Here is a 13,806-nt window from a genome sequence, read left to right as displayed (position 1 = left end):
AATTATTTCTGATGGCAGGACAAACGACAAAGGGGTCTTATTCAGAATTAGGATTAGAACGAAAACGAAAATCTTCGTGTACTATTCCTTTGAGAACACACACATAAATTTTAAAGAACCTCATAATTGATGAACTAATGGAAATAAGCCAATCCAAGAAACCAGTTTTTATAGTGTACGGAAACATGTTATCTCATAATTTCAGATGCCAACGTCATTACAGAAAAGTAGTCTATTCCGATCATACTCATCAGTCATATTTAACTGATTAATTCCCTGGTGGCTGTGGATGCTCAATATGAGTTTTCATTTGAATTGGGTGTAAACTATTATTTTTCTATTATTATTTTTCTATTATTATTATAAAAATCGAATCTTTCGCATGAGCTAACTTACTTAATAGGATTTGGAACCGTGTGAGTCAAGGCAATTAACGCAACTCCGAAAATGGCTATCTTAATCACATCGAATATTATCCGAGGGCCGTTAATATGCATTCTCTGCAGGTGAGCATGTTCCGGAAGGCGAGCGTTCTGCGAGCAATGGAGCTGGACAATTTAAGAATGATCTAATAAAAAAGATGTAACCTTAGAAGAGCTATAGTATTAAACATTCCTTTTGTCCCACTTTGTCCCACAAGTATAATCAGACAGATTTTGCCTAATTATGTGAATATATACTTAAATATGACCATGATGGTATTTTATATAAATTTGACCTATAAAAGAGAAACTATGACAATATTGGCAATCGCAATAATGGCAGCGGCAATGGTAAGTGCATCAGTAGTAATAGCTCTGACAGTGATAACTGAAGGTATCGGCATGTCACATGCTTATGCTTGTAAAAAAGGAGACCCCGGTCCTTGTGGGGTCAAGGTTCCGAGAAAACGCATAGCAGAACTAGTATAATATTGAATAAGTCGGACATGCTCGTCTAAAACCCTTCCTCATTTTTTTTGTCAGGATGTATCTAGGATACAACTGATTCACGATTCTAACGTAGACGGGCTAAGCTTCAAGTATCCAAAATACCTAGGTGTGGCTAACCAGCTAAAGTAGCTCATTACTGAATCTTGCAGAGTTCGGCCGCTTGGAATATTACCACGGCTGCTAAAGTAGTACAATCCTGACAGAGGAAGTGGAATTTGGGAACGGCGTTATCTGGCCTGACCAACAAAGTGATGTATAGGTATATTTGATAAAATCTATTATTTTCATCGTTTTAAGAAGAGACATTGTTGGGGCGCAAAGGTACAATGAGCCACATGTTGGGAAATAGAGATAAGAATTAAAGCTAATGTATAGCTTGATTTTAAGACTTTATCTTGACTAGTATGACCGTGAAATATTCTATATCCATTTTTCTTATTTGCATACAAGTATCGCTTTCATTCTTCTGTTATATGATTAGATTAAGGATTGGTCCTTAATAGCTGTTAGCCTTCCTTATATTTTCGTCCTCCTCAAGTTTCTATAGATTTCTAAATGGGGCCAGCTTAGGTAGTGCTAGAGGAATTGGTACATGTAATTTTAATTCTTACATCCAGAAATGGATAAAAATCGGCCCACTAAAATGATGAATTTTTACATGTTTGAAATGTTGCAGAATATATGTCAGGGGGGGCCCTATTCTGTTAATTACTAATGATTTAGTAATCGGTTTTTTCTCCAGAAAAGATAGCTCCAATGATTCAATGATGAAAAACTCTTATTCTCAATCTCTTCTCTACCTGCAAAAGTTCAATAGCTGTCAGAAAGTCTTTATACGCACATCGTGGTTAGAAGGCCAAAGAGCTATGAGTCATAGAGCATATACCAACCTGAGCATTGTGATAGCAGCCTTTGTTTTGGTCATTCTTTCTTCATTATCTATGGATACCATGACAGCAATAGCTAATAAGGCTCTTATGCCCATCAATAATATTAACAGCAGCAATGCTCAGAATCTGCAAGCAAATAACACCCAATATTCAATGATAATCACAAAGCTATTAGCAAACAACTTGCGAAATCATCTACAAGAAGCAGGCTCCGTACTGAAAATAACAAGTAAATTGCTACAAGTAAATAATACATCTTTTGCTCATTTGCTGAATCAAACATTAACAATATTACATGGGATACCAAAAGATGCAGACTTAAAGAAAAGACAAATAGCACAAGATATACTTTCTAATTATAAAGATTTTCAAATAATCTTTTTTCTAATGCCTAACGGAAATGTATACCTCGAAGAACCTTATTCAAGGCAGGAGAATTTAACAACAAATAACCTTGCTTACCGTGACTATTTCCAAGGCGCAATTAAAACACATAGTACATATTTAGGGAATGTGGTTACATCTGTATCCTCTGGTCATAGACAAGCTGTAATTGCAGTTCCTATATATTTTGGAAAAGATAATTCTACTCTTATCGGTATATGGGCTGGTGCTATTGATTTTCATGTCCTCAATACAGAGCTTCAATCGCTTAATCTACCAGCAGGTGAACGCGCAGTCTATGTAGGTCATAATGGACAGAAAATAGCTGATTCAAACGTAAATAACAGCAATAAAGCTGAATCTTTTAGTAATCTTCAGAGCTTCAAAAATGCAATTAATGGCAAATCAGGCTCAAATATGGAAGAGGTATTTGTCAACGGTACTACATCCTCAAAGGCGTTTGTTACTTATCATCCAGTAAAAGTATTTCAAAATACCTGGGCAGTTTTATTAATGCAAAAAGCTAGATAGATATAGAACCTCCATTCCCTTCGTTACCGTTGCCGCTGGAATTATCACTATTATCAGAGCCACCGTTCCCTCCATCAACGGAACAATCTTGCTGGCCTTCAAATTCGCCAAGAAAGTAGGAGTAGAATGCACTGAAGTCAGGGTCAGGGAACTTCTTTATAGTATAATGTTCACTATCAGATAATGTCAATAAAAAAAGAGACAGGGAAAGGAACAGGGACAGAAAAAGAAAAAGTTACGCCTGTTGTAGCTGAGGACGATAATAATGTGATGTATAACAGATCTAGATCTACACAAACTCATGCGAATATCACCTCTCAAGATCACTATCATTCAACTGAAAAAGCGTTAGATGAAACTAAAGAGAATATTAATAGAACTATTGAGAATTCAAGGCAGGAGATTCCCAGGAATGTGCAAGCGATAAGTGATCATCAGGAGCAACATCTGCAAACAACAAAAGAAATTACAGATAGTTACTTGGACTCTCAGAAGGAGAATATAAACTCATTTCAGTCTATATGGGCCCCGTATTTAGAAAACACATACAATACATTTTGGAACTGGACATCTACACAAAGATTGGCTGAACTATATGCTAGGACAGTTAATAATTTTGCGGACAATATGATAACTGCAACTATGTTAGCAAACAGTACAATGATCACAACTATGGAAGCATTCAGTACAGCAATTCAACATAGAAAAAATGAGACAAAAGAACTCAATAAGATGGGAGCAAACACTGCAAGAACGTTTGAACAGACGTCAAAATCTGCAGATGAAGATACAGTAATAGAATAGCTTGATATAACAACAGGAGGTAAGCCATAGTGCAAGCCTCAGAGTAGCTTTTTACCTATTGTATTTTTTTCTTTTCTCTTATCTTCTCTTCATGCACAGTTGTCGACTAAACGACTGATAAGCTTTCTATTTGATGTATTTTCAGCTTCCTTTTCTTTATAACCAAGTTTCAGACTAGGTCTGATACTTAAGTTCTAAAGTATACTGGCTAAGGACCAGCTAATGCCTTAAGGTCCACTGAATGTAAATCTTTGACCTATAAAAAATAGACCCAACTAACTAAGCTGGCTCTTCTGAATCATCTTCATTAGTTGTTCTTGCAGCTTTTTGTTAGACTATGTCTGCATAATACATTGATATAACACAGTAAACGACAATCAGAAAGATCAACATCTGGTATATAGCATTCGTTCTTATTTTGCTTAAAGTTACCAGATACGTGAGTCGTAACAATATCGTTAGCGAAGATGGCTTCGTAAATCTGTTCAATGGAATAGACCAGGAAGGCTGGACAATAGCTGGACCTGGAAGATTTAGGGTCATTGAACACGAAAGGGCATTAGAATCAGAAGGCGGGATGGGATTGCTTTGGTATACTAAAAAAATGTTTGGTGACTTTATTCTCAAAATTGACTGGAAGGTTAAACGCAAAAACGATAACTCAGGGGTATTCATTAGATTTTCTGATCCAGACAATGACCCTTGGATTGCTGTCAAAACAGGATACGAGATTCAAATAGATGACTTGGCATTGCCCGAAGGGAAAGGAGAACATAAGACAGGTGCCATTTATGATATTGTTCCCCCTTCCACTTTAGCTTCAAAACAAGTAGGAGAGTGGAATACCTTTGAGATCCATGCATTAGGTCAGAACTATACCGTTATACTTAATGAAATAACGGTGATTCCAAAATTTTCTGGTACTAGGCTGAGGAGAGGATATATTGGGATTCAGAATCATGATTCAGAATCTCACGTATCATTCCGAAAAATCAGGATGAAGCATCTTTCAGAATAGTACGCATGTACAATATCAGATTCACATATTGAGCACATACAAGTATCTACATTTACGTGTTGTCAGCCACTGCACTCTCATTCTGGTGTTCCAAGGAGTATGTAATTCTGTATAAAAATCTGTACTGAGTTGTAAAGCGAGGAAACTGACATTGCAAGAATGCAAGTAACAAGTATTATAGATATTTTGATTTTAAGCTTTGATCTATGGTTATTATCCATTACAAGAGAAATTTGATACCCATGTTTAAAAGATTTTCTACTACGGAAGAATGTACTCTAGTAAGATCACTGAAGCAGACATGGGACCAAATCTATTAATCCACACCAAGAAGAAGGAATTTTAACGCACAATCAGATGATCTGTCACATCAATTGCGAAATTTGTTGTTCCCTTAGTTGGATTTCCGGGAGTCAATCCATTAAAGTGCAATTCATGTTTTTCAGAAGAAAGAAGCTGCAAGAAAACCCAATACCCATCACTTATTCCTTGGGTCTGACCCGCAGGAGAACCAAAGATGTTATGGATTGGATAAGTTACACTAAACAATGGTGATGTCGCACGGTACTAGCATGCCTGGTCAGGACATTGCCATCTATGCCTGTCTCCTCTCTGCAATCCTATCCTGTTATTGGTGAAAGCAGTGAAAGCAGCGAAGGCTTCAGAGGATTGTTAGCCTAACCAACCTCAATGCTATATAGGATTGGAAACCAAATATAACAATAATGAGCATAAATTAGAAGGAATAAGGTGGATAAATGTTTCTGGTCATTAACTGTGACTGGCTAAATAATGAAATTAATATCTCTAAATATCATTAATCAATCTTATTTTTCACTTCCTGACATATTATTCGACTACAGAATATAAGAACTTGATTAACGTTATGACTTAACATAGTTACCTCAACAACAAAGCCCTTTGAATATCTTACAACAACGCTTTAATGTGGCAAAGATGAATTAATAAAGCAAAGAGCCACATACACAAAATTATTAACAATGAATCTAAAACATTGGTGTGAATTAGACGAACTTATCTACATTTCAGAAACAGACGAAGAATATAAGCAATATGCTGGCCTTAATTATAATGAGAAACTAATAGAACAGCTTGCATTTATGAAAATAACTAACTCAAAAATCTTTATTAATTTCTTTTCTCGTCCAAGACCTCCTCTTATTAGTGCAATAGAAGACATTGCCTATTCTAAAACCAAGAAACTAGAACTAGAATTACATAATGAGAGAAACACAAAGATTACTTCCTCAAGGCATATGTTCAGAAGTTCTCCAGTCAATTGGAGTACTTGGCGACAATTCAATAGCCTTGAAAAAGAACATAAAAATCGAAAAGAGGTATTTGATGAGTTTATTGTAAAATCCAAATACATAGCACCAATCATAGAAAATAGATTTTCGACGATAAAGCAGGTCTACGAGGAAGAAAACATAGACAGAACAAATGAAAAAGAAACAAACAATAGCATTAAACTAGACCCACTTTCTGCTTATTTGGAACATGAAAACATATCATATGAAAAACTAGTTGAATTCATAAAATCAATAGGCCAAAAAGCAAAGAAACCGTTCAAAGATGCATTAGCAGATATTGGCAAGACAATTCTAGGTAAAGAGCCGGAATATTATGACGATTTTTATTATTTTAGGAACAAAGTATATTCGGATATAGATAGTAATTTTTTAGCAATAGAGCCACTTGGAGAAGTCAAAAATGTACTTAGAAGTATGGAATTCGATTTGTCTAGGATTCATTTTGATACCGAAGATAGAAAGGACAAATATCCATCACCTATATGCTTCTTTGTAAAGATACCTAATGATATACGAATTCTCTATAAGAAGGAAAGTCCATATTTTGACCTTCAGGCTTGTTTTCATGAAACCGGACATGCTATGCATGCCAGTTCTGTAGATGCAGGAAACGATTATTGGGATAAATATAGGATTCCAATGGGTATAGCAGAAATCTTTTCTACTCTTTTAGAAAGGTTAACAAAAAACACAAAATTTATACAGTCACTGCTTCTTGCAACTAAAGATCAAAACATAATTGATAAACTAATATCAAGAACCCATTTTATGGAATTATTTTTTGTTACGTTTTATGCAGCAAATTCGTTAATGAAGATAGAATATTGGATGAATAACTTGTCAATAGATCAAGCATGTGAACTTTACTCTAGGCTAATTAAAGAATATATCGGATTTGAGGTACCTGGAGAGTATTGGTTATTACACCATATTCTTCCTCAATCAATAATGTACGTACCAAGCTATCTGCTTGCAGCTGTAAGAGCGACTGAACTAGATAACTATATGAAAAACATATTTGGAGAGGAATGGTGGAGAGAAAAAGAAGCAGGAAAAGATCTTAGAGAAATAATGAAACCGGGAGCAAAAATAGACTTATCCATATTTTCAAATCTAGATAGCAATGTCTTTTTACGAGAAATAACATAGTGAACCTAAAAAGTATTAAGAATCAGATCCCCTTCTTTACTTTGCTCATTGCAACTGTCAACGCCGCCAGCCAGAAAATTATCCTTATTTGAAGCTATGCGCAGCAAGTATCCCTATTTTCACAGCTGCAACGCTTGGGTTCCTTCAAACAAGATGGACATATGATTATGCCACATCCTACACAAGTATTATTGAGTCTATTACAACCCCAGTGTTTACAGTCACTCATAAGTTTTGCAATTTCTTTGTAGTTCTTGTGTTCTAAACAATCAATTTTAAGTTATAATAAAGTATAATATTAATATGCTTCTAATTACTGTCGAGGTTCATATAAAATGACACACAGTAGTTTTTTACATAGGTCTAAATCACATGTTAAAAAACAAGTTTCGAAAGGAAAAGCTTTGGCTTCAAATTCTACCACAGGTGAGAAGTACTATTTCGGAGAGCCTAAATATGTTCCAGGTGAAGTCAATTTCAAAGACCCAAATTCAGATGAATTTCGTTACAAACAGCCTGGCTTCAAAACGTTAGTGCAGAGAATTCCTGATCCAAGAGTTAGTCCTCCACAAATTAATCTTCAAGATATTATAGGAGAAGATTTAGTAAGTGAAATTGAGAATGTTGGGCGTATTGTCTTTCATTCGGTAGGAGACACTGGGGCGAAGTTTTCAACTGCGGGATTGGAACATGAGGCTGCAGTAACTGAAAAAATGGCTGAAGATTTTAATGAACCAGATCCAGCCGATACTCCATCATTTTTGTTTCATCTTGGTGATGTGATATACAATTTTGGCGAAAATGAATATTATTATGACCAATTTTATGAACCGTTTAGAAATTACAACGCACCCATTTTTGCCATACCGGGAAACCATGATGGGCTTATTTATGAGGATGATCAAGAAGCATCTCTTGCAGCATTTTGGAAGCATTTTTGTGACGATCAAACAAGGCATTCACCTGAGGCAGGTGGGTTGGCGAGAACAACAATGACTCAACCAGGAGTGTATTTTACTTTAACAGCGCCCTTAGTAACTATAATTGGCTTATACAGTAATACGCTAGAAGATCCAGGTATTATCTCTAGCGAAGGAGGAAAATATAATATAGAAGATAAACAGAAGGACTTTCTCAAGTCAGAACTTAAACGACTTCATAATGAGAACTATAAGGGAGCAGTTATTCTTGCAGTTCACCATCCTCCATATACTGCTGGCGTGATCCATTTTGGCAGCTCCGGAATGTTACAGGATATTGATGATGCTATCAAATATGCTGGAAATTTTGCTCCCCATGTCGTTCTCTCTGGACATGCTCACAATTATCAAAGATTTACTCGTGTGATGGGTAAACAGCAGCTCCCATTTATTGTTGCCGGTAGTGGAGGCCACAATGCTTTACCCATTAGATCAGATAATGGAAATGTTCCTATTAGGACCCCAATTACTGACGGAGATATTACCTTTGAACGATATTTCGCCGACTATGGCTATCTTCGAGTTGTCGTTACAACAAAAGTTATGAGCATTGAATTCCATGATGTTTCCTCAGGTTTGGATTCTAAATCTCCGATGGATGTATGCACAGTTGATTTACAAGAAAGGACATTGACCACAAGCACACCCGCTCTACGCTCTGTACCACAAAGAAACAAATTAGTTCGCCTCAAAAAGAAAGCTCTCCTATTGTAGACTGGTGAATGTATAAGCCGGGCATTTGCCCAGAATTATGATTGCTCACTCATTTATAAAAAATCTTCAAGCTAAGATATTCAAGAAAACTTGAATAACATACTGGCGACACACTGTATGCAGAAGAAATAATATATGGACACACTATTTCAAGAGTAGACCTCAAATTTCTCACCAAATGAGAACAGAAATTGGTGAATCAGGAAATAGGTCATATACGAATAAAGTACTAATTCAATCCCACTGCTGCTTGTAATAGCAACAAGTGTTATTCAAACCCCCAACAGCAAACTCTCAGACTCACTCAGACTCAGAATCAAATTGAAGGTAAGGGGCTCCTCATAACGCAGTTTATTGATTAGCTGAGGATATAGAGTAAATATCCTTACAATGGTTAGTGTTGCCGTTGTTGTTGGTAGTGACTGTAACACAGATAGCACATGCAAAGATGGAATTGGATTGTCCAAATGGCACTTATCTAACGTTGGACCTCAAATGCAATCCCTACACACACATAAACAAACTAATCAGAACCAGACAGCACAGAACTATCCATTTTCCCCAAAAGGCTATATGGATTGATTAGGTAATCAAACAAGACATAGACAAATAGGGAGTGTGAATTGGACTGCTGCGGGGTATCAGTTTGGTTCTCAGATTGGCTGCTTGCTTACTGGATATGCGAATAAAACCCTATGTAAGTGATAGGATTGAAAACGATAATTTTTCACAAATTATACAAAAAATATTCAGACATAAAGGAAGTTACATATAGAATAACGTTCCAATGTAAAAACCCAAAAGCCCTCTCTGCGCATATATACAAAACTTCTATTGCTAAAGCGGTTGCATAGATATTTATAACATTACTGAGGAATCTATTTACTGTATATTCTTTTCTAGGAAGACAGCATACTTTCTTGATGCATACTGAAATCCAAAATCCCTGCAATCCAAAGGTGTGCGTTCGCACTCTGCACATTTCATACCTAAAAATAGAATCGGACAATTGAAAACCTGTACTAATTATGTGTTGTTTGTACAAATAGAAGTTATACGAGACATCATCGAAAAACAAAATATTTCTCATTGTTAATAAAAGAGATAACATATAATGATGAATTAGTAAATTAATGAAACAGTCTTATCTGCTTACTGAATCAGTTCTTGTCCTCGTTATAACAGTAATCACTTTGTTCATATCTGTTGGAAACTTTGAGGCCACTACCCTAGCAAGAGGTTATGCTTCCATATTTCAGAATTCAAGTTCTCCACAAGATCATCTCAGTAGCTCGTCCTTCTCTACTTCAAAGTCTGACGTAGATTTTAAATTGAATAATACTACGGGTATAGTTTCTCTGGTGGGCAATGTAAACGTAAACAGTTTACAAGGACACAAATTCAAACCATTTGTGTTCTCTGGTTCAACTGCATGTTTTCTAACCGAGGATTATGTAGCTTATAAAGCCGCAAAGAATGCATCAGAAGCATTACGGCCTGCCACTAAGGTTTTGCAAATCCATGTTCCCTCCTCCTCCTCATCAACTGCCGGAATTTTTAACGAAAGCAGATTCAATCATGCTAGGTCCTCTTCATCCTCTCCGTTCATTGTACAGTTTAAAGGACTAGAGCAGAATTGCTGTGTCCCACCGGATGTACATCTTGCAGCTGGACCTACTTATGTAATAGAAATGGTCAATTTAGAAGGAACTATTTATACAAAAAGCGGATCTATTGTGAAAGAATTTAGTCTTGAACAGTTCTTCAATCCTAATAAAATTGGGACCTTGTCTTCTAACATAGACAGTGGTATGAGTGATCCTATTCTAACATATGATAGCCAGTCTGGAAGGTGGTTTGCCTCAATTTCAGATACTACTGAGCATAGCATTCGAGTAGCTGTTTCCCATACAGGAGATCCAACTGGTATATGGGAAATATACAATTTTCCTTTTGGATTCCAGCCTGACAATTGTTCCGATCAGCCTTTTATTGGAGTTAGTAAAGATAAAATTGTGATCACTGCTAATAACTGGGCTGATAATTGCAACTGGTACTCTGACAACCACCCTCCAGAATTAGAGGTGTACAATTTACTATTGCCAACAAAACTCAGATACTAACAGGATCCAAAGCTGTAGAATTCAGACAATCTGAATCAAATATAAATTACTTTTCGTTACATGCTGTACAAGCACTTAGTCCTACAACCGCTCTCTTAATAACTACTGTAGGTGATTTTGGTCATAATGGCCTTCAGGTGTTCTTTGTTGACGGTTTATTATCTGATTTGCATATTAGACTTGTAGCTGCTAACATTCAGACAAGCCACGTACCGCCAGATGGTATTCAACCAGCGGTAGCTTACCCTTCTGTTACATCGCATCAGGTACAACCAGAGGTTGGAACAGGAGACTCACGTGTGCAAAGCGCCATCTGGTACCGAAGCATGTTATGGATAGCTTTTAACGATGGATGTTATGTTAAAAATGATACAAAGAGCAGATCATGCATCCGGTTTATCGAACTTAATACAAGTACTTCCAATATTATGCAAGATTTTGATGTAGGGGCTTTTGGTTCTTCATTGTATTATCCTGCCCTATCTATGGACAAAGCAGGAAATCTTGGTGCTATCTTTGGGTATTCTTCTAATTCTCAAAATCCAAGTTTATTGATATCAAAACATTTGTCAAGTGATCTGCCTAATTCGATAGAAGAACCTCAAATTCTCAAGCTCGGAAGAACAAACGAATTATCTGATAGATATGGGGATTATTCTGCAGCATCTTCAGATCCCTCTGATGAGTCAGCTATTTGGGTAGCTGGCGAATATCACGAGAAGCCAACATGGTCAACGTACATAGCACGGTTGCATATATGAATAATATATCAACAAGCCAACAGATAATATATAATGCTTCATCAGTAATGACTAAAATCCAAAGAATCAATACCACTGTGTTCCATTAGCCTCTAGGTCGAACGTAGGCACTAATGTATGTAATCCACTTCTCAGGCATAGGTCTAATTCAACACATCAACAAGCATGCTTTGAAACCTCAAATACAAATACAAGTGTCAGCTTAATAGTATACTATTTGGTCAAAACAAGAAGTTTGAATATGTCCCTGGGATTATTATTGATAGCTATACTCACATTATCCTGTTTATCTTTTACTATATTCGAACAACAAAACCAAGTATTAGCTCAATCATACGTACAAATAATAAAATATAGAAATTTGGTAATAGACTTAGGTAATGGATTAAAGACAAATGCTCAACTAACTTATCCTGCTGTTGGCAAAGGACCATTTCCTGGTGTTCTTATTATTGGTGGCTCTGGTGCTGGTGATAAGAATGGAACAGTAGGATTTGTACACAAGAATGGTCCTAAACCACTTAAGCCGTATTTTCAGATAGCTCAATACCTATCAGAAAGAGGATTTGCGGTACTTCGATATGATAAAAGAGGTATTGGTGCAAATTCAACGATTAACCAGAACGTATGGGGAAATACTACAATAAATGACCTAATTGAAGACAGTAAGAAAGCTTTGAATGTTCTAATGCAGCAGCCCGAAGTAGATTCTAAGAGGATAAACTTAATTGGTCATAGCGAAGGCACGATTATTGCTCCCAGGGTTGCAATAGATAATTCGACCAAAGTAAAAAACATTATACTGATGGGCATGGTAGCACAGAATCTTAGAGTTCCGGTGCGCTATCAATATGTATACCTACCCTTAAAGTATGCTACACAAGTGTTGGATAAGAATCACACTGGATTGATATCAATACAGCAAATATCAGAGAACCCATTTAGGTATTCAGTAATGATAAATACATTGGTGCCGCCTTCTGTTTTGCATACTTTTTTGCGTACTCATGACACCAAGGTCTCTCTAGAAAAGGAGTTTGCAAATAATACTACAAACAAACCTGGTTACATAAGTATTGATAAACAGCTTAGGCCTTTTCTGATAAAGGTATATGAAAACCTAACAGCTTTGAATCTATCCAAATGCAACAACATTGATGGATGCCCTGTATTGATCAGATCCCATTTTAGTTTGATTCCAACTTTAAGTATCATTGGTAATGTCTCCAAATCTACAGGTATCCTGATACTCAATGGAGAAAATGATACTCAGACTCCAATTCAACAAGCGTTTATCTTGCAACAAAGGCTAACTGATGTAAACCATCCTGACCATACATTGATAACTTATCCCAATCTAGGACATCTATTCTATCCTTCATCTCAATGGTTGACCGGGGTTGGACCCATCCAACGATACGTTTTAGCAGATATTTACGCATGGCTTGAGGCTCATTCAGGTCTTTCACATTCCCTTGCCACTACTGCTGCCAGTCAAGCGGCGGCAAATATGACTTCCAATACAAATATAGATTCTAACTCCCACTAACTGATAATTTGTTTTGTCCCTGATTTCGTAGCCTTTCCGCGACTGTTTGCGCAAATCATAGTGGGTAAAACATGTATATACTGTATGTAATTATACTACAATAATCATGTATAAGTTACATTGTTAGCGACCAGAATTTCCCTAATAAATATATCTATTAACAACCATTATTAGACTATTGTACTGATCATTATTTATACTCATTGCAATTATACGTATATATTGTCAAATCTTGAGAAACGGGTAAGCACAATTTTGTTTGTCATTTTTGTTACCACTATTTTGGCAATTACGCTAATCTCTGGTACTCCCCTTGATGCAGCTTTAAATCTATCATCCCCACAAAATAATCACAAATCAGCAAATATCCCATCAGTTGAGGTTAGGACCGGTGGCATTGGTGGTACTAGCCATACCAGCAGTGGTATTGGTACGTCAGATCGAAGTCATAACCAATCTACCGGCACCTCAGCGTATTCGACTTCGATCTTTAACCAAAATCAGGGCAACAATTTAGCCAATAGTAGTTCCAATAAAGTAGTAATGATAAATTTCGATGATGGATATAAAAGCCAACTGATATACGCCAAACCAATATTGGATAGATATGGATTTAAAGCTAGCTTCTTTATAGTGT

The 13,806-nt window shown here is 36.4% G+C and carries 11 protein-coding genes and 1 pseudogene; 10 read left to right on the top strand and 2 right to left on the bottom strand.

Going from position 1 to position 13,806, the window contains the following annotated elements; translation table 11 throughout:
* Positions 1-713: 713 nt before the first annotated feature.
* Both DYY65_RS05480 and DYY65_RS05475 read left to right on the top strand, forming a co-directional pair.
* Complete coding sequence (locus DYY65_RS05480; RefSeq protein ID WP_162476975.1) at positions 714-911, top strand: hypothetical protein; 198 nt, start codon at positions 714-716, stop codon at positions 909-911.
* Between the two features lie 887 nt (positions 912-1,798).
* Complete coding sequence (locus tag DYY65_RS05475) at positions 1,799-2,737, top strand: cache domain-containing protein (protein ID WP_162476974.1); 939 nt, start codon at positions 1,799-1,801, stop codon at positions 2,735-2,737.
* Here DYY65_RS05475 and DYY65_RS05470 read toward each other — a convergent pair.
* Entirely contained in the window at positions 2,730-2,927 is a 198-nt protein-coding gene (locus DYY65_RS05470) for a hypothetical protein (protein ID WP_162476973.1), read from the bottom strand. The genes DYY65_RS05475 and DYY65_RS05470 overlap by 8 nt on opposite strands.
* Between DYY65_RS05470 and DYY65_RS05465 the strand changes: the two genes are divergently transcribed.
* Positions 2,921-3,541 carry a hypothetical protein gene (locus tag DYY65_RS05465; RefSeq protein WP_162476972.1) on the top strand — a complete coding sequence of 207 codons (621 nt, stop codon included), beginning with the start codon at positions 2,921-2,923 and terminating at the stop codon, positions 3,539-3,541. The two genes, DYY65_RS05470 and DYY65_RS05465, sit on opposite strands and share 7 nt — an antisense overlap.
* Before the next feature lie 418 nt (positions 3,542-3,959).
* Positions 3,960-4,559 (top strand): 3-keto-disaccharide hydrolase, encoded by a 600-nt coding sequence (locus tag DYY65_RS05460; protein ID WP_162476971.1) that lies wholly within the window; start codon positions 3,960-3,962, stop codon positions 4,557-4,559.
* Positions 4,560-4,901: 342 nt separating this feature from the next.
* Here DYY65_RS05460 and DYY65_RS05455 read toward each other — a convergent pair whose 3' ends face one another.
* The gene (locus DYY65_RS05455; protein WP_162476970.1) at positions 4,902-5,108 is read right to left on the bottom strand and encodes a hypothetical protein; all 207 of its coding nucleotides are present in this window, start codon (positions 5,106-5,108) and stop codon (positions 4,902-4,904) included.
* Between the two features lie 452 nt (positions 5,109-5,560).
* Between DYY65_RS05455 and DYY65_RS05450 the strand changes: the two genes are divergently transcribed.
* The 6 genes and pseudogenes from DYY65_RS05450 to DYY65_RS12180 form a co-directional block, all read left to right on the top strand.
* On the top strand, positions 5,561-7,042 hold the full coding sequence (locus DYY65_RS05450) for a M3 family metallopeptidase (RefSeq protein WP_162476969.1): 1,482 nt from the start codon (positions 5,561-5,563) through the stop codon (positions 7,040-7,042).
* 335 nt (positions 7,043-7,377) lie between these two features.
* Positions 7,378-8,736 (top strand): metallophosphoesterase family protein, encoded by a 1,359-nt coding sequence (locus DYY65_RS05445; protein ID WP_162476968.1) that lies wholly within the window; start codon positions 7,378-7,380, stop codon positions 8,734-8,736.
* A 1,133-nt stretch (positions 8,737-9,869) separates the two neighbouring features.
* Positions 9,870-10,859, top strand: a complete 990-nt coding sequence (locus tag DYY65_RS05440; RefSeq protein ID WP_162476967.1) for a hypothetical protein — start codon at positions 9,870-9,872, stop codon at positions 10,857-10,859.
* A gap of 137 nt (positions 10,860-10,996) precedes the next feature.
* Positions 10,997-11,620, top strand: a complete 624-nt coding sequence (locus tag DYY65_RS05435) for a hypothetical protein (protein ID WP_162476966.1) — start codon at positions 10,997-10,999, stop codon at positions 11,618-11,620.
* 241 nt (positions 11,621-11,861) lie between these two features.
* A complete protein-coding gene (locus DYY65_RS05430; RefSeq protein WP_201449354.1) occupies positions 11,862-13,169 on the top strand; it encodes an alpha/beta hydrolase family protein in 1,308 nt (435 codons plus the stop codon).
* Between the two features lie 222 nt (positions 13,170-13,391).
* Positions 13,392-13,806, top strand: a pseudogene (locus tag DYY65_RS12180) (polysaccharide deacetylase family protein); the annotation flags it as partial.

Origin of the sequence: Nitrososphaera sp. AFS, assembly GCF_009898475.1 — an archaeon.
Lineage (GTDB): Archaea > Thermoproteota > Nitrososphaeria > Nitrososphaerales > Nitrososphaeraceae > Nitrosopolaris.
Note: the sequence above shows the minus strand (reverse complement) of the source record. Positions and strands in the feature narration are given on the sequence as shown.